Annotated in this window: 15 protein-coding genes; 4 read left to right on the top strand and 11 right to left on the bottom strand. The window is 49.6% G+C overall.

The window, feature by feature from the left end; all coding sequences use genetic code 11:
- The 9 genes from Q7P68_RS01530 to Q7P68_RS01490 form a co-directional block, all read right to left on the bottom strand.
- Nucleotides 1–783 (bottom strand): motility protein A, encoded by a 783-nt coding sequence (locus Q7P68_RS01530; RefSeq protein ID WP_304221928.1) that lies wholly within the window; start codon nt 781–783, stop codon nt 1–3.
- 6 nt (nt 784–789) lie between these two features.
- Nucleotides 790–987 carry a flagellar FlbD family protein gene (locus Q7P68_RS01525; protein ID WP_304221926.1) on the bottom strand — a complete coding sequence of 66 codons (198 nt, stop codon included), beginning with the start codon at nt 985–987 and terminating at the stop codon, nt 790–792.
- Nucleotides 988–1006: 19 nt separating this feature from the next.
- Entirely contained in the window at nt 1007–2407 is a 1401-nt protein-coding gene (gene flgE / locus Q7P68_RS01520) for a flagellar hook protein FlgE (RefSeq protein WP_304221923.1), read from the bottom strand.
- A 6-nt stretch (nt 2408–2413) separates the two neighbouring features.
- On the bottom strand, nt 2414–2863 hold the full coding sequence (flgD, locus tag Q7P68_RS01515; protein ID WP_304221921.1) for a flagellar hook assembly protein FlgD: 450 nt from the start codon (nt 2861–2863) through the stop codon (nt 2414–2416).
- 13 nt (nt 2864–2876) lie between these two features.
- Nucleotides 2877–4181 (bottom strand): flagellar hook-length control protein FliK, encoded by a 1305-nt coding sequence (locus tag Q7P68_RS01510; RefSeq protein WP_304221918.1) that lies wholly within the window; start codon nt 4179–4181, stop codon nt 2877–2879.
- Between the two features lie 57 nt (nt 4182–4238).
- Nucleotides 4239–4871 (bottom strand): periplasmic-type flagellar collar protein FlbB, encoded by a 633-nt coding sequence (locus tag Q7P68_RS01505; RefSeq protein WP_304221915.1) that lies wholly within the window; start codon nt 4869–4871, stop codon nt 4239–4241.
- 250 nt (nt 4872–5121) lie between these two features.
- Nucleotides 5122–6183, bottom strand: a complete 1062-nt coding sequence (locus Q7P68_RS01500; protein ID WP_304221913.1) for a metallophosphoesterase — start codon at nt 6181–6183, stop codon at nt 5122–5124.
- 45 nt (nt 6184–6228) lie between these two features.
- Complete coding sequence (locus Q7P68_RS01495; protein WP_304221911.1) at nt 6229–7158, bottom strand: pseudouridine-5'-phosphate glycosidase; 930 nt, start codon at nt 7156–7158, stop codon at nt 6229–6231.
- Between the two features lie 22 nt (nt 7159–7180).
- Nucleotides 7181–8977, bottom strand: a complete 1797-nt coding sequence (locus tag Q7P68_RS01490; protein WP_304221908.1) for a PfkB family carbohydrate kinase — start codon at nt 8975–8977, stop codon at nt 7181–7183.
- A gap of 102 nt (nt 8978–9079) precedes the next feature.
- Here Q7P68_RS01490 and rdgB point away from each other — a divergent pair, with 102 nt between their 5' ends.
- From rdgB to Q7P68_RS01470, 4 genes are read left to right on the top strand one after another with little or no spacing between them, the layout of a single operon-like run.
- Entirely contained in the window at nt 9080–9661 is a 582-nt protein-coding gene (rdgB, locus tag Q7P68_RS01485; protein ID WP_304221972.1) for an RdgB/HAM1 family non-canonical purine NTP pyrophosphatase, read from the top strand.
- Between the two features lie 15 nt (nt 9662–9676).
- Nucleotides 9677–10924 carry an anion transporter gene (locus Q7P68_RS01480; RefSeq protein WP_304221906.1) on the top strand — a complete coding sequence of 416 codons (1248 nt, stop codon included), beginning with the start codon at nt 9677–9679 and terminating at the stop codon, nt 10922–10924.
- 9 nt (nt 10925–10933) lie between these two features.
- Entirely contained in the window at nt 10934–11413 is a 480-nt protein-coding gene (locus tag Q7P68_RS01475; RefSeq protein ID WP_304221904.1) for a COG2426 family protein, read from the top strand.
- Between the two features lie 9 nt (nt 11414–11422).
- On the top strand, nt 11423–13426 hold the full coding sequence (locus Q7P68_RS01470) for an ATP-dependent helicase (protein ID WP_304221901.1): 2004 nt from the start codon (nt 11423–11425) through the stop codon (nt 13424–13426).
- 71 nt (nt 13427–13497) lie between these two features.
- On the opposite strand, the gene Q7P68_RS01465 is transcribed toward Q7P68_RS01470, so the two are convergent.
- Together Q7P68_RS01465 and Q7P68_RS01460 are read right to left on the bottom strand one after the other, a co-directional pair.
- Nucleotides 13498–14886, bottom strand: a complete 1389-nt coding sequence (locus Q7P68_RS01465) for a ribonuclease H-like domain-containing protein (protein WP_304221898.1) — start codon at nt 14884–14886, stop codon at nt 13498–13500.
- A complete protein-coding gene (locus Q7P68_RS01460) occupies nt 14870–17221 on the bottom strand; it encodes a DEAD/DEAH box helicase (protein WP_304221895.1) in 2352 nt (783 codons plus the stop codon). Before Q7P68_RS01460 ends, Q7P68_RS01465 begins: the two co-directional genes overlap by 17 nt.
- Nucleotides 17222–17288 lie beyond the last annotated feature (67 nt).

Raw genomic sequence — 17288 nt, 5'->3', positions numbered from 1 at the left:
CTAGTCCTTAAGGATCTCGGCTTCTACCGATTTGCGTACATTCGGTGAGAGGAAGGATAACAGTTTTAGTGCCAAAATACGGGGATTATCGCCAGCTTGAATAGAAAGAACACCTTCAATGATCATTTCTTTTACCTGGGTCTCTGATTCATCCTGAACTTTTAATTTTCCAAGTATGGGGATCAAAATAATATTAGCCATGATTGCGCCATAAAAAGTTGTAATGAGCGCAACTGCCATATTTGGACCAATAGCACTTTTATCTTCAAGATTTTTCATCATAGCGATAAGACCGGTAACGGTACCCAACATTCCCAAACCAGGCGCGAGTTTAGACCAGGAATCTACAAGATTCATTTTAACCGCATGCCTTGCTTGCATCTGATTTAATTCTGTTTCCATCAATGTGCGAATTATTTCAGCATCTGTACCGTCAACAACCAACCGAAGACCTTTCTTCATAAATTCATCGTCTAGATCTTCCAGTTCTTCTTCCAATGCAAGCAGACCTTCTCGTCGTGCTCGTTCAGAAAAGGCCATTAATTTTGTTATGATTGCTTGTTCACCAAAATTGGGAATCTTGAAAGCTAGTCCGATTACCTTAAAAATACCCAGGGTTTCAGACATACTAAAGTTGATAAACAAGGTAAAATAGGAGCCTACAACGACCATCAAGAATGAGGGTAAGTCCATGTAGGTTAAAATTGTACCGCCCGAGGTAAAGATAGACATTACCAGCATGGTAAAAGCACCGACTAACCCGATTATAGTCGCTAAATCCATGGTCTGTTACTCCTCGTTCTTGAATCCGCCTATCAGTTTTCTGTAATCGATGATTCGCTTTAAAATCTGTTCAGTAGTTTCTTTCACAACAACTTTTTTACCGGACAGCATGACCAGGGTAGTATCAGGATGTGTCTCGATAGACTCAATCTGATGGGGATTGATGTAATATTCTGTTCCGTCAAGCCTCGTTACCTGTATCATGCGGTCCTACTGTATCATATTATCGTTTCAAGGTTAAGAGTTCCTGGAGCATCTGGTCCGATGTCTGTATTGTCTTGGAGTTAGCTTGGAATCCACGCTGAGTTACGATCATATCGGTGAACTGCTCTGCCAGATCCACATTAGACATTTCCAATGCTCCCGCAATCAATTTTCCTTTACCTGCGATGCCAGAGGGACTTATGTTAGCAAGACCTGAGTTATTGGACACCACATAGGTATTCTCGCCAGCCTTTTCAAGACCTCCAGGATTTGTAAAACTAGCCATTGCTACTTGTCCAATGAGCCGGTTGGTTCCATTTGAATAAACGCCGGTAATAATTCCACTCTGATCAATCTTGAAATTTTCAAGATATCCCATGGGATAACCATCCTGCATGAAAGCCTTGGTGGAACTCTTTTCAGCAAACTGGGTTACTGTATTGACTACACTGCCAATTCTCCCCAGGTTTATATTAAATTCCTGCCGTAACAGGTTACCATCGGCTCCCGGAGTAGATCCTTGAACATCAAAGGCTACACGGACATTGACATCCCCTTCTGTTGGGGACTGATTACCGTTGGCATCGGTAACACCTGCCAGAGTTCCAAGATTTGAAAAAGTGATTGTAAAGATATTTGGACCACCAGCTGCGGTGGTTCCCGGAGCCAAGCCAACCGCTGTATTGGTTGGTGTCTGCCCTTCTGGATCGACCGTTACCCGTCCCTGCCACTGGTTATTTTGGCCGGGAACTCGAGTAAAATCTACACGTAATGTGTGTTCCTGACCAAAGTTATCGTAAATTTTAAAGTCCGTGCTCCATGTTCCGTCAAGAATTGCACCGGGTCCAGCATTCTCTGGAATTTCCGGCGTACGTTTATCCAAGTTACAAGCAAAATTTACAGAACTGGTTGCCTTTGCGGGATCCTTGGAGCCAACAGGAATAATGAGGTCCTCCACATCCCGGGCAGTATCAATTCTAGTTGTTCCGCCCACATCCCGGGCCATCCAACCTTGGACTCGCATTCCATTCGCAGGGTTTACCAGCGTTCCGTCCCGATCAAGACTAAAAGCACCAGCCCGGGTGTAAAAGGACTTCTCTCCATTTTTAAGTACAAAAAAGCCCTGTCCCTGGATGGCCAAATCGGTACCAACACCGGTAGTCTGCAAGGATCCCTGGGTATGTATCGTATCGATGGAAGCAATCATCATTCCAAGACCGACTTCTTTGGGATTCACGCCGCCTACCTCTTCGGTGGGCCGAGCAGCACCGGACATCTGCTGATACAAGAGGTCTTGGAAATTGACCCTTCCTTTTTTAAAGCCCGTAGTATTAACATTAGAAATATTGTTACCCACCACATCCATACGGACCTGGTGATTCTGTAAACCCGCTACACCGGAATACAATGATCGCATCATAAGCCATTACTCCTTATCCGCATTGGTGTACACTTTAGTAACCTGTTCCCAGATATAGTAGTTGCCGTTGACCAAAACCTGGGGGACTGCACCCCTGGTAACAGCCTGCACTACTCCATTTATCACTTTATCACCATCGGTCAGTTCTACCGCCTTTCCCAGGGAGCTCGTAGCTTCGCTGCCGGACAGCATATTGGCAAGACGGTTAAAGTCCTGCGCCATATTGGTCATTTGTTCCAGGGACGAAAACTGGGCCATTTGGGCTATAAATTCCTTGTCTTCCATCGGTGCCGTTGGATCCTGATGGGTGAGCTGGGTAATAAGGATTTTTATAAAATCATCTTTTCCCAAATTCTGACTTGTCTTTTTGCCCTGCTCAATCGCTTTGTTAAAACTATCCACCTGCATGCGAAGCAGTGATTGTTCCTGGGCATTCAGGGTTGCATTCAGTTCCATCAGTATGGCCTCCTTAGGCTAACATATTTATCGATACATTTGTTCCAGAACTTAATTGGCTATTCTGGGAGAGCGGCACATCAGACACCGTCTCGCTATACGTGCCTGCTACAAGCCGCTCTGAATAGAAGGGTTGCTGCAGATTGTCCTGTCTCCCGTGGCCTGAACCGCGGCCATCGGCAGACACAGAAATTTCAAGACTTGCCCCCTGGAATCCCCCATCTTTGAAAGCCTGCTCGAGAGAATGGAGTTCTTTTTCAAAGGCCCGCAGAGCTTCTTCGCTTTCCACGACGATATGGCCAGAAACCTTATTGTCCGCCATTTCAAGTTTTATTCTAATGTTGCCGAGAGATTCAGGTTTTAGGTTCAGCCTGATAAGCCCTTCCCCTCCATCTTTAAGTACCATTGATGCATGTTTTACTATATCGCCGTTTAAGGAGGTTCTTAGTTCCTGGGCAAGCATATCTTGAAAAGAACGGGAGGGACTAAGCGGTGCTGTCCATGAGTCTCCCTTGTCCTTTTTTATACCCTCTTCTTTAAGATGGACGGTCAACTCAGCGGTTTTCGTGTTTCCTTCGGCGGCGCTACTTATTTCGTTCTGTTTTGCCTTCTGTTCTGCGCTTTGGGTCCTGAGGTCATAGACTTCTATATCTATCCGTTCCTTCCGTCGGTCCCGCACTTTTTCCGTTCTTTTTTCCTGTGTACTACTTACATCATCTTGTTTTTCCGCTTTAATCGTACTTTGCCGGGACTGGACTAGGCTTCCATTTTGAGACGCAAGGATTGCCAGGTTTTGGTCAGATCCAGTATCTTGTACGGCCCTGCCGTTTCGGCCCTGCTTTGTAAGTTCATTTTGCTTTGAAATACCCTGACGAGATAGGACAGTACCTGGATCGCTTGTTTCGCCTGAGGAATCTTTTTTCTTTTGCTGAATGCCTTCTGTTTCTTTAAGCGACAGGTTCGATGTACTAATACCTTCATGGATATTTTTCTGTAAGGCGCTATGGAGCGGATCAAAAGGCGAGCGCTTCTCCGTTTGCTGCTGAGGCACTTTTTTATTATTAGTCCCTTCGGCTTTGGCCTTTACTGATTGCAAAGACCTTTGCTTGTCCGCCGTTCCCGACTTAGAGACAGATTTTTCCTTGCTCGCAATTTCAGCGCCAGAGTCGGTGTTGCCGTTTCCGAAGGACTGTAATTTTTTTAGAATACCTTCGAAGGATCCTGAACATTGGTTTGATTTGAACAGAGTTGAATTACGCTGCCCCTGTTTTGACTTTTGAGTCTGCGATATGGTGGATGCATTGGGGACTGCAAGCACGGTCCTTCCTCCTCCCGAAACACCGGACGGCCGGTGACCGGGGAAGGAAAGGGGGGCTCAATTCAGGGTCCGGGGCTTTCCAGCCATCTTTCGCTGCAGTTCGGCAGAACGTTCGGCCGGCAGCAGTGAGAGCCAGTAGGCAACCAGGGAGGCCTTACCCTCCTTCTGAGCGATTTCCTCGGTCATCCGGAACACATCGATAATATCCTGGTCATCCATGGCTGCTAAAATTTTTACCGCCTTGTCCGGCGGCATACCGACCAGGTATCTCGAATTCTGTTCGATGTTTACCCTTCTATTTTCGAACTGTTGGACCGTAAGGTTAAAGGTTTTTTCCCGTTCATCCTGCGCTTTTTGTCTATCCTGTAATTCCTGGGCCTTTTGGTCTATTTCAGCTTCTTTTTTCTTGAGTTCCGCTTCCCGTTTATCTAGTTCGATACTTCTGAGATTCAGTTCTTCTAGTCGCACTGCCAGGCGTTCCGCATCAATGGAAATAGCCTGTGTATCGGTAAGACTCTGCTGGGTTCGAGGTTTTAGACCAAGGGCAGAATAGAGGGGACTCAGGATGGCCTTTGCATCGATAATTGCTAAATAATCAAACCAGACAAGACCACCGATGGCGAGCACAATAATAAGAATAATGAGAACGATAACTCTGCCTAAAATGCGTTGTGTTCCATAGCCAGCCACTCTGGTTCCCCTTTTTTATGGCACAGTGAGCCAATTTCAAAAGTCTGTCACTACGCTTCGCGTCTTGAAATTGGCTTTGCGATTGCTTGCGGTTGCGTTGCAACCGCTGCGCCAAATCGCGGTTTTTAAGGTAGCTCTTTCAAAACTCCCTGAGTTTTGAAAGAGCCTCTAGTGTAAAAGGGCTTTACCTTGTTTTACAGAGAAAGCCCCTTGCTAATATTGCCCCAAGGTGGCCTATGCGTCAAGGATTTCATCCTAATAACTCAATTTTAGCCATGATATAATCGAGGCGATCCGTATTTAAGACAGAACGCCGCTGTTCTGTTCCCGCAAGCGGTTCGATCGTATAAGAACCGCGGCGAACAAACTTTTTCCCCTTCCCTTCGGTGAACCAATAGACCAATGAAATATTGCTGCTATCTAGTTCTATTGCATTGATGCCCTTCTTCCCGATAACAGAACCGGAATTAAATAGACACGGGACCGGAAGTTCATCTCCATACAGGCTTTCCTTTAAGCTATTCCGCCGTTCGGATCGTTTAAGCTTAGCCAGTTCTATCCTGAGAAAAAGGACTTCGTCGGCTATGCGTTTTCTATCTTCCCCAGCAGCCAGGGGATATTCCCTGCACAGCCGTTCAATTTCAAATTTGATATAATCAAACCGGCCGAGGGATTCAAACAGGGGACGGTGGGTGTGCCCAATAACAGAAATAATACCGTTGTTCCGAGCGTAGTTATAGGCTTTTTTTTCTACTGAAAACCGGTGCCGCGGGCTGCGGCCAGAAGATATATTGCGGATACCCAAGGGTTTTAGAAAATAGCGAAGACTGGCCCGTATAATATGATTATAATTGGTGTATACTTTTGATGTCTGGTGCCCGTGAAAAACATACACGGGAATAACCGGTGTCTCAATTTTCAGAGAACCGAGCAGCGGATAAGGATACCGTTTTTCCAGAACCAGATCCTCATCATGATTGCCAAGAATTTTAAAAAGCCGTCCTTTTTTATAGAATGCATCAAATATTTCGTAGAGCTTACCCCAATAGGACCGAATCTTTGAATAGGAATAGCGCTGCAGTTCTTCGATATCGCCGTTCAGTACGAGGTACCAGTCCTGGGTAAGATAGTACTTTTCTAGGATGTCCTGTATCAGGTTTCCATTTTTTAATAGATCATCTGAGCGGCCGCCGTCTCCCATATGAAAATCGCTTATAATAAGGACCCTGTTTCCCGGAGCGAGTTTAAATACTTCTGCTTCAGTAAAACTCTTGTGTAAATCCTGGGTTGTATCAGCGGAAACTGCGACCATGAAGGATCTCCGCGGCCGGCTTGAACCGGCCAGCATGTAAAAGCTCTATCGTTCCGCAAGCTTTGCAGCAATTTGGGCTGCAAGGGATGCATTGTTCAATACCAATTGTATGTTAGCTTCGAGACTTTTTCCACCGGAAAGTTCCACTATTTTGGCAAGGAGAAACGGAGTTGTTTCTTTTCCCTTTATGCCGCGGCTGCGGGCTTCGGATAGGGCTTGTTCAATGATCCGATCTATATCCGCTTTAGGAAGCGCATAGGCTTCCGGAATAGGATTTGCGATAACTACGCCGCCCTCGAGCCCGGTCTGCCATTTAAGGGACAAGACCTGGGCAATTTCTTCAGGCGTATCAAGCCGGTAATCCACGGGGAAACCCGATTCCCTGCAATAAAAAGCGGGGAGTTCCTTGGTTTTATATCCAATAACAGGAACCCCTCGAGTTTCCAGGTATTCCAGAGTGAGCCCTAAATCGAGAATACTTTTAGCCCCTGCACAGATCACAGCAACGCTTGTCCGGGCAAGCTCTTCCAAATCAGCCGAAATATCGAAGGTTTCCTGGGCAAAGCGATGAACCCCGCCGATGCCGCCGGTAGCGAAGATCCGTACTCCTGCCATGTGAGCGACAATCATGGTAGCCGCCACGGTTGTTGCACCGGTTTCTTTTTTCGCAAGCACAAAGGGGATGTCACGACGGCTTGACTTTATGACAGCCAAGCCCTTTTTGCCAAGGAACTCAATCTCATCCGTAGTAAGCCCCGCTTTAAGCTTTCCGTTCATAATTGCAATGGTTGCGGGTATAGCTCCCTTTGAGCGGACCTGGGCTTCCACCTGCAGGGCGGTTTCCACATTTTTGGGGTAGGGCATGCCATGGCTGATAATAGTGGATTCCAGGGCAACTACCGGCCGGCCATCCCGGAGCGCCGAGTCCACTTCCGGTGATAGTTCAAGATATTCCTGTGTTTCTGTCTTCTTCATACTATACTCCTGTCATATACTCTTAGTGATCGTCACTGGCAACCACGGTAAATTGTCCTTTTTCTTTCCATTCATTGATAAGCCGATACAGGGCGGCTGGTGACATATTACGGCTCACCGCTTCTTCATCTTCCAGCGTAATCGCCGAGGCAGCACAGCCAGAGGCAATCCTGTAGTGTGGATCTTCTGACCAGTTGCTTAGAAGGTCCGTCCGAACCACCGCCGCCAGGTATGAATCCCCGGCACCGGTAGCGCTTTTCATGGGAATAATCGGGGGCTTTCCCCAGATTACACGGTCCTTAGTCACGAGAAAAACTCCATCGACTCCGACGCTTACATGGAGTTCCCGGCAGCCCTTTTCCAAAAGAAAAAGAGCGGCCTGTAAAATCTTTTTAAGCCCATGCTGATCTAAGTTCTTAAAACCTTTGAAAAAAGCATGTTCTATGAAGTTTTGGTATACTGTATTTAAATGAGATGCAAAACTGTAGCCCAGGGTTTCAGCCATAGCCAAGAGTTCGTCCGCATTAGGTTTTAGACCATAAAAGCGACCGATGAGGCCCCCATTCTGGTACGCGGCAAAGCGCCGGGCCTTAGCAGTAGAAACCGGATCAAACCAGGCGGGGACATGCGGCAGGGCGGCTAGCAGAGCATCGATGGTTTCGGGTAACAGGTTCCCATCAGCGATAAGGGCAGAAAAAAGAGGATCCTCCGGACCAGACACTGATGAGAACTTTTCTAGACAGGCCCTGATAGCTTCGGGATTGAGAAGGGAAATACTGTCCATTGATGAAAGGGCAAGCCGCATGTCCCCCAAGTCATCCAGTATGGATACATAACAGGAAGGACTGTCGCTTTCAACATGGAGCACTCCATCAAGATGTACTCCCGTCTCTTTTGTCTCTTCAAACAGCATCCGTGAGAGAGGGTCTCTGCCAAACACTCCGATAAACTGGACCGGTATGTTAAGGCGTGCCAGGTTTTCCGCCATGTTTCGGCCTGCGCCACCCCGGGAAAAACGGACACGGCCCGGATTAGAATCGCGGTCCCGGAGCGGGCCATAGGGCCTGCCTTCTATATCCACATTGGCACCCCCGGCAACTAAAACGGGCTGGGGTTTTGTGAAAAAGTGCAGGTTTTCCCCCTGAATAAAATGGAGACCGCTGCAAAGGGCTAGGACTTCGAGACTTTGATCTGAGTAAAAAGACACATGGGTGGGATCTTCCTTGTACCACCAGGGGGCAAAAAAGTCCTTGAGAGAACCAGCTTCGCCAGCAAAAACTTCGCAGGGAATCTTGTGGGTATGAATAATGAGAAGACCGCCGTTTTTAAGGTATCGTGCCATGGCACTAAAATCTTTTAGGGGATCCTTAAAATGCTCAGCTACCTCGATGCAGAATATTATATCGAAACGCGGATCCTCTAGCGGAAGGGGTGAACCAAAGAGGGGATCATAGGAATAGACGGTGCAGCCCCGTTCCTGCAGAAGTTCTGATGCAAGCGGATTAGGCCCGGCTCCCCAATCCAGCACAAGCGGGGCTGTTTTCGTATCACCCAGTGCCCCCTCCTGATGATAAACCTGAGGTCTACGCTTGCTATACCAGTACTGAAGCCCCTGGTCCAGAATTTCTGACAAGAAACGGACATAACCGGCATTTTCACGGCTGTTCTCATGGAGGCTGTAACGTTTTTCTTCTTCGTCGCGACTCAGATATAAAGCGGGGTCGGCCCAGACAAAGCCGCATAGACTGCAGCTATAAAAGGAACGCCGTTTTGTTGAGATTATTTCTGTGCTCGGCCTATCGCAGAGGGGACAGTTCATGGGAGAACTACTGTAGCGCAGTTTTACCTATCCCGCAAGGGATAGCCGCTAGGGTTTGCCGCTTATTGTCGCAGGGGGGCATCCTGTTGTAGTATGCAATCCATGACACTTTGGCTTGCTACAAACAACGATCATAAAAAACGAGAACTGGAAGCGATTTTTTCTGATTATACACTCAGAACTCCCGCCTCTGCAGGACTTGTCTTTGATCCTGAGGAAACAGGCAGGAGTTTTATTGAAAACACTCTGCTTAAGGCCCGGGCTCTGTTTGACCTCGTTCACGAGCCGGTTATTGCCGATGATTCGGGACTGTGCGTGGATGCCCTGGATGGCCGGCCGGGGATTTATTCTGCCCGTTACGGCAGTACGGATGGCAAAAAATTAGAAAGCTGGGAACGAAACCAGCTGCTTCTTAAGGAACTAGAAGAGGCTACGGACCGAAAGGCCCGCTTTGTCTGTTCCATGGTAGCCCTGTTCAGCCATGACCGTTTTTATGTGGTACAGGAAACCCTGGAAGGCGAGATTATCCGTGAAAGCAGGGGAACAGGCGGTTTTGGCTACGACCCCATCCTCTATCTGCCGGACCGGGGATGCACGGTGGCGGAACTCTCGGAGGAGGAAAAAAACCGTATCAGCCACCGTGGAAAGGCTGGCAGAGCACTGGCTCGATTGCTTAGTAAGTAAGAGGCGTTCATCAATATGGATAAAATGATTCATGCTATTCTTGTGGACTCGGTCATTTTTCTCGCCCTCTTCGGCATAGCCGTGGGGAGGCTTCCCCGGCTCAGGATGAACCGGGCTACTATTGCCTTTGCGGGGGCTGCCTTCCTTATTGCCCTTGGGGGCATTTCTGCTGAGGAAGCAGCGGCGGCCATCGATTTAAGCACCCTGATTCTCATTCTTTCCATGATGATTATTACGGCGAACCTGAAGTTTTCTGGTTTCTTTGATATGGCGGGGCTTGCAGTCCTTAGGGCTGCAGACCGGCCGCGAAAACTCCTTGCCCTGGTTATGGCATCCGCTGCGGTGCTTTCGGCTCTGTTCCTCAACGATACGATCTGCATCATGATGACACCCCTTGTGGCGACCCTCTGCGTGAGGGCCAAGCGGGATCCGGTTCCTTATCTGATTGCCCTGGCTCTGGCTGCCAATATAGGCTCCGCAGCTACCATTATCGGAAACCCCCAAAACATGCTCATCGGAGCTTCAAGCGGCATTTCCTTCGTACGCTTTCTTGCCCGCCTTGCGATTCCCTCCATAGCGGGTCTTATGGTGGCCTACATTCTGACTATTGTGGTGTTCAGAAAAGAGTTTTCCGCCAACGAACGGATGACTGCGGCAGAGTTGATGAGCGGAGAATCGGCGAATCAGAACCTGTATAAGCCGCTCCTGTACAAAAGCTTGGCTGCAATATTGATTATGATTGTGGCCTTTATACTTAATGCTCCGGTTTATGCGGCCGCTATGGTCGCTGCAGCTATCCTGCTCACGACCCGACGGATAAAGCCCGAACGGGTCTTCGCTGAACTTGACTGGACCATTATTGCCTTTTTTGGGGGCCTCTTTATCATTACTGCCGCGGTTGCCAAAACAGAAGCTTTTGCGTGGTTTGTCGCTAAGGCCTTACCCCTGGTGGGCCAAAGCATGGCGGGCCTCTCGGCCTTTACACTGGTGCTTTCCAACCTTATCTCCAATGTACCGGCGGTCATGCTCATGCGGCCCCTGGCCCAGTATTTTGCCGACACGGAGAAATTTTACCTGGTCCTTGCCATGGCCAGCACCTATGCGGGGAATCTCACCTTACTGGGCTCCGTAGCAAACCTCATAGTTGCCGAAAGCGCAAAAAAGTTCGGCATCCATATCAGCTTTGGAACCTACCTTAAGGTAGGCTTGCCCACCACGGTGGTAACCGTTATTCTGGGGACCCTTTACCTCATGTTCACATAAGGAAAACCGATGAACCTGCATACCTTTTTATGGACCACCTTTTTTGCATTTCTTCCCATTTCTGAACTCCGAGGAGCTATTCCCTTTGCACTTTCCCAAGGGATACCCTGGTATATTGCTTTGCTATTCAGTGTAGGTATCAATGCCCTTGTAGCCCCTGTGTGCTGGCTTTTCCTTTCTACATTTCACCGGCTCTTTTACCACTGGAACTGGTATCGGGGTCTCTTTGATTCCTTTGTAGAACGGGCCAGGGGTAAGGTTCACGAAAAGGTTGAAAAATGGGGCTGGCTCGGTATCGCTGCCTTTGTGGCTATTCCCTTGCCGGTAACCGGGGCTTGGACCGGTACCTTGGGAGCCTGGATACTGGGATTGGACAAAAAAAAGACCCTCTTGGCAGTTATTATTGGTGTGGTCTGCGCGGGGCTCATCGTCACCGCTGTTTCCATGCTGGGGCTTTCTGCCTTTGCTATTTTTGTGAAAAAGATGTAAGAGAGACCCATGTCAAAACTTCATTTTGAAGCGGAACTAAATGAACAGCAGATTCGGGCGGTTAAAACCATCGAGGGACCGGTACTGATTATTGCCGGTGCTGGTTCGGGCAAGACCCGGGTAATAACCTACCGGATTGCCTATATGCTCGAACAGGGTATTCCCCAATCGGCTATTCTGGCCCTTACCTTTACCAACAAAGCTGCCCGGGAAATGGAAGAACGGGTCCGGGACCTGACGGGCAAAAAGCTGCAAAACCTCACGGTGAGCACCTTTCATGCATTCGGGGTTCAAATACTGCGCGCCCATATAGATAGGCTCGGATATCGGCATAATTTTTCCATTTACGACGAAACCGACCGGACCCAGCTCATTAAGGACTGCATACGGGAATGCGGACTATCCACGGAAACCGCGGACCTGTACAAAATAGGCCAGCTTTTTTCCAACGTAAAAATCGGCCGTTACCATTGGGGCGACGGAGCTAATGACGAATATGAACGGGTCTACAAGGAATACCAGCACAGCCTTAAGGTCTACAACGCCGTGGACTTTGACGACCTCTTAGTGCTGCCCATCCAGCTTTTCGAAGAACATCCTGATGTGCTCGCCGAATACCGGCACCGCTACCGCTATATCATGGTCGATGAATTCCAGGACACCAGCCTTACCCAGTACCGCATGATGCGCCTTTTAGCGGACCGGAATGTCTGCGTGGTAGGCGATGACGATCAATCTATCTATTCCTGGCGGGGAGCAAACTACGAAAATATCCTAAACTACGAACGGGACTTTCCGGGCCTGGTGGAAATAAAACTGGAACAGAATTACCGGTCCACCAGCACGATTCTAGAGGCCGCTAACGGAGTCATTTCCCATAACACGAATCGGAAGGATAAAAAACTCTGGTCCGGTAATGGGGGCGGAAAACCCATAGAAATATTTTATCCTGAAAACGAAAGCGACGAGGCGGACTTTATCGCCCAATCAATACGGTCTATTATGATGAAGGAAAAGCTAAAATACGACGATTTTGGCGTCCTCATCCGCACAAACTCCATGACCCGCCACATCGAAGAAGCCTTCCTCGCCGAAAACATACCATATCGGGTCTCGGGGGGTACGAGCTTTTTCCAGAGAAAGGAAATAAAGGACATTATCAGCTACCTCCGGGTCATCGCCAATCCGGACGACGACGTGAACCTCCTCAGAATAATCAACACCCCCCGGCGGGGCATCGGTAAATCCTCGGTAGAACATATCACCAGTTTTGCCCGGCAGCACCAAACCTCGGTCTGGGATGCGATGAACCGCCTCCGCTATGCCAACGACACCCTCTTTCCCGAAAAGGGCCGCATCGATGTGGAAAGTTTTATCACCCTGATTGAATATTTCCGGGGGGAAATGCTGGGCAAGCGGGGCCTGGCCAAAAAAGTCCGGGCCCTTGTGGACAACATCGATTACTGGAGCTACCTGGTTACCGAATACAATAAAAACGAAAAGGCCGCCCGCTGGAAATTCTTGAACATCGAACATCTTATTCAGTCCATCGAAACCTGGGAAAATGACCCGGACAACTTTGACCCCACCCTGTTCCCCTACCTCAACCGGATCAGCCTTATCACCCGGGACGACGACAACGAGGAAGCCGGCAAAGGCAAGGTTAATTTGATGACCATCCACGCATCCAAGGGCCTTGAGTTCCCCGTGGTGTTCATCGCCGGAGCCGAGGACGGCCTCATTCCCCACGCCCGGAGCCTCGAAGAAGGAGATGGCAACATCGAAGAGGAGCGCCGCCTTTTTTATGTGGCCATTACCCGAGCCCGGGATAAGCTCTTTATCACAAGCTGCCGCAAACGCCGCAGAATGCAAAGCTTGGCCGAGTGCAGCCCTTCGCCTTTTCTCCAGGAGATTCCCCAGCACCTGGTTGAATACCACGAAGGGGAAGCGGCCATAGAAACCGCCGACGAAGCGGCGAACTACTTTGCCCAGATAAAAAGCAAATTTGCCTGATAGACAAAACGGGCCACCATTGGATGAGCCCGCTGCGCTTCATTTAGCGGTGACTTTCAGATGTGGCTTTTCTATCCCTGTCTGCCTATTTTTTTAGGACACCCATTCTGCTGTTTTGCAAGGAGCCGGTTCAGGCGTTCTTCCAGTTTCATATTGATGAATGGAGAAGCGGCTTTGGCGCCGCTTCTGAGCCGTTCTGCGCTCAGCTCCACAAACAAGGCAGCGGCCCTGCGGGTCCGGATTATGGCAGCTTCATAGTCCCGGGCTTTCCACTCGTAATAGCTTGCGAGCTGTATGTTTGCCCGCAGCCGCCAGAGGAGTACAGCCCCTCTGGGAACCATAGCGCTTTCAGAAACAGAATCTGCAGCATCGGCGGTCTCTTCCATGAGGCTGCGGTAGCGCTCCCATTCGCCTGAACGGCGAGCAATGCGAGCAAGCTCGTAGCGGGCACGAAGGGATCCCCGCAGGGCCGCTTCCTGTAAGAGGATCCTCCGTGTTTCTTCTTCTGGCCAGAGGAGCGCAAGCCTATCCAAATGAAAGGCCCTCTCTTCGATAGCCCCCACAGGATCAGACCCAATGCGGAGTACCATACCGAAAAGAGAAGAGAGGCCTACAATATCAAGCACATTATGGTCACAGACTCCGTACAGTTTTTCCAGGGCAGACCCGTGGGGTCCTTCACGCAGGAAGTCAAACCATATTTGAGGTGCCAAGGCTCCCGGAATATCCCCTTCCCGCCTTCTGTTCAGAACCTGAGTTTCCAGTGTACCCAGAGAACAGGATGGCAGAAGACCAGACCAGAGGAGCCGGGAAATATACAAAAGATCAATATGCCTCTGGTCTCTTAATAGCCGGCCCTGCATAGCAAATCGGTTGCGGAGTATCTGGATGTCAAAGGCTTTGCCATTGTAGGAAACGAGTACCCTATCCTCCATGCCTGTTAATTCCGCATGGACATATTCTAAAAATATCGGTTCCCCCGGGTAGTCCAAAAGGAGGTATTGACGAACTTCGAGACCCTGTTCGGTCAAGATCCCAAAGGCGGCCAGAAATGCTACCGTACCTGCCCCTCCAGAAAGCCCCGTGGTTTCCAGGTCAAAGAAAAGAAGGTCCTGTAAAGTTAGATCCTCTGACGAGGACTCCCCGCCGCGAAAGAGGATGCTGAGAAAAGACGGCGACAGTTCGGAGAGACGGCCCTTTCCTTCATAACAGGAAAGGAAAGAACAAAGCACGCTGTCTTCTTCCCACCGTACTAAACGGCGTCGGAACAGTACCAGGGGATCCAGAACAGTCCAGGGCGGCGGGAAAAAAGAAGCAGGAGACCTGGAAGTATCCGATTCAGGAAGTATACGCGGAACGGGGACAGAAAAGGCGGAACTTTCACGGGAATGGCAAGGGAGCCCCGGCCCTACGCTTCCGGCCCTGATGCGCTCAAGCCGGGACTTAAGATTTCCCGCCATCGCCAAGCACCTGATGCAAAAAGTCCCGTACTGCCCCTTTATCCCCATCGGGGCCTACACAGCTGGGGCAGCCCTTTTCACAAGAACAAAGCTCTACAGCCTCTGCCACCCAACGCAGAAGATCAGGGATATGAGAAGCGAGGGCTTCTGCGAGCCCGGTTCCTCCGGGGTAATGGTCAAAAATAAAAAGGGCGGGCACCATAAAATGCGGATCCCGGACCCGTTCGGAAACACCTAAATCACGGGGATCGCAGAGAACAAAAACGGGGGCAATACGCTTAATGAGGGAGCCAACGCCCGATAGTATCCGTCCCGTCGCTTCTTCGTCCCGTCCCTCGAGGGCTTTGCCGGCCTCTGTTCCCGCTTCAAACAGCAAGGCAAGGGACCGGGTCTGCAGTTCTTCCTCAGGCAGTTCAATCGTCCCGTAACCGATATTTTCATGGGTATGGAAGCGTATTTTTTTAAATTTCGCCGCCTGGGATCGGACAAGCACATCCCCTAAAACCAGACGGCACAGATTTCCCGGCACTTCCCGCTTTTCATCTTCCATGAGAACCTTTATATCAGTTTTAACCAGCGCATCGGTATAATAATTCACATCCGCCTCTTCCACAAGGCATTTCCGGTTCTGGATATCCAGCTTTTTAACCACATATTGGCGGCTCCGGTGAATGTATACTGCATTGTCAAAAATCAATTCCTTGGCGCTAGGCCGGTCCATTTCGCCAATCACCGCATTGCGGCCCTGGGTCGTGTCGATAATAGCCACATTGTCCGCCGTAGCGGAACGGAGACTGATGCTTTCCGCCGGGTAAGACCGATCGGCCCAGTACCAACGGCCTCCAACAGAGCGGAGAATCCCCTCCTCTTCCAAATAGGTAAGTACATCTACAACAGCGGAACCAAAGGGGTCTTTTCCCGCTGCAAGATTCTCTTGGGTAAAGGGCAATTCAAAGGCAGCACATTTTACATGGTCCGTAATCACATAGGGATTATTTGGATCAATATGAGCCTCTTCAGCGGAACTTCTAAAAAACCAGTCTGGATGTTTAATAATATATTGGTCCAAAGGCGAAGAGGAGGCTATAAAAACCGCCAGGGAAGTACCGCCTCTGCGGCCAGAGCGGCCAATCTGCTGCCAAAAGGAATTGAAAGATCCGGGAAAACCTGCCACAACAGCCGCATCAAGGCCGCCAATATCAATACCAAGCTCAAGCGCATTGGTGGAAACAACACCTTGAATAGTCCCATCCCTGAGGCCCTTTTCTATTTCCCGCCGTTCATTGGGTAAGAGTCCTCCCCGGTATGGTTCCACTTTGATATGGTGATTATCCGTATAGATATTTGCCAAGTCTTCCCTGATGTACGAAGCGGCCACCTCTGTTTTAAGCCGCGAGTGGGCAAACAGTATGGTTTTAATTCCCGCCTTGAGGAGCGCTACGGTCCAGCGGCGGCTTTCGGTAACCACACTGCGCCTGATCCCTTGCACCGCATCTACCAATGGCGGATTATACAGGATTATCCTCTTTTCTCCCCGGGGAGCTCCGTTTTTATCCACCAGAGCTACCGGCATGCCGATGAGGCTTTCGGCTAATTCCCTGGGATTGCCGATAGTGGCAGAGCATAGGATCACAACCGGATGAGCACCGTAAAAAGCGGCAATCCGGAAAAGCCGCCTCAGCACATTGGCCACATGGCTGCCGAAAACACCCCGGTAGGTATGGGCCTCATCGATCACCACATAGGTGAGGCGGGAAAAAAACTTAATCCACTTGGGGTGATTTGGCAGAATACCCGCATGGAGCATATCCGGATTTGAAACGATAATCCGCCCCGTATCCCGGGCTGCGAGCCTTAATGAATCGGGGGTATCGCCGTCGTAGGTACACACCTTGATGGGGAGCTTACCCGCTTTGCCGTCTACCAGTTCGTTCAGTTCCGCCTGCTGGTCCTGGGATAGGGCCTTGGTCGGAAAGAGGTATAGTGCCCGTGCATGTTCATCCTCCAACAGGGCCTGTAAAGCAGGCAAATTATAGCAGAGGGTTTTCCCCGATGCGGTAGGAGTCACCACCACTGTATGTTCACCCTTGCGCACACAATTCCACACCTCCGCCTGGTGGGTATACAGTTCGCGGATACCCCGGCCTTCCAGTGCGGACTTCAGCCGGGGATCCACTTCTTTTGGCAGAGGCACCGTAACAGCAGGTGCGGCGGGGATCCTTTTTTCAAGAACAATATGGTCCGCAAATGCAGGATTAGTGAGCAATATATCCAAAGCGTTAGCTTGAGCGTTAGCTTGAGCGTTCGCATGATTGGGAGCGTGATCGTGATTCATAAAAGAATTATAGCAAGAAAGTATCGACAGATGGAATATCTCACCTTATACTAGGAGAAAAGGACGG

It is taken from the genome of Gracilinema caldarium (assembly GCF_029265695.1).
In the GTDB taxonomy this organism is placed as follows: domain Bacteria; phylum Spirochaetota; class Spirochaetia; order Treponematales; family Breznakiellaceae; genus Gracilinema; species Gracilinema caldarium_A.
Note: the sequence above shows the minus strand (reverse complement) of the source record. Positions and strands in the feature narration are given on the sequence as shown.

Coding starts and splice junctions, on each gene's coding strand:
- Q7P68_RS01530 (WP_304221928.1), bottom strand. CDS start 783: ATGGATTTAGCGACTATAATCGGGTTAGTCGGTGCTTTTACCATGCTG.
- Q7P68_RS01525 (WP_304221926.1), bottom strand. CDS start 987: ATGATACAGGTAACGAGGCTTGACGGAACAGAATATTACATCAATCCC.
- flgE (WP_304221923.1), bottom strand. CDS start 2,407: ATGATGCGATCATTGTATTCCGGTGTAGCGGGTTTACAGAATCACCAG.
- flgD (WP_304221921.1), bottom strand. CDS start 2,863: ATGGAACTGAATGCAACCCTGAATGCCCAGGAACAATCACTGCTTCGC.
- Q7P68_RS01500 (WP_304221913.1), bottom strand. CDS start 6,183: ATGGTCGCAGTTTCCGCTGATACAACCCAGGATTTACACAAGAGTTTT.
- Q7P68_RS01495 (WP_304221911.1), bottom strand. CDS start 7,158: ATGAAGAAGACAGAAACACAGGAATATCTTGAACTATCACCGGAAGTG.
- Q7P68_RS01490 (WP_304221908.1), bottom strand. CDS start 8,977: ATGAACTGTCCCCTCTGCGATAGGCCGAGCACAGAAATAATCTCAACA.
- rdgB (WP_304221972.1), top strand. CDS start 9,080: ATGACACTTTGGCTTGCTACAAACAACGATCATAAAAAACGAGAACTG.
- Q7P68_RS01480 (WP_304221906.1), top strand. CDS start 9,677: ATGGATAAAATGATTCATGCTATTCTTGTGGACTCGGTCATTTTTCTC.
- Q7P68_RS01475 (WP_304221904.1), top strand. CDS start 10,934: ATGAACCTGCATACCTTTTTATGGACCACCTTTTTTGCATTTCTTCCC.
- Q7P68_RS01470 (WP_304221901.1), top strand. CDS start 11,423: ATGTCAAAACTTCATTTTGAAGCGGAACTAAATGAACAGCAGATTCGG.
- Q7P68_RS01465 (WP_304221898.1), bottom strand. CDS start 14,886: ATGGCGGGAAATCTTAAGTCCCGGCTTGAGCGCATCAGGGCCGGAAGC.
- Q7P68_RS01460 (WP_304221895.1), bottom strand. CDS start 17,221: ATGAATCACGATCACGCTCCCAATCATGCGAACGCTCAAGCTAACGCT.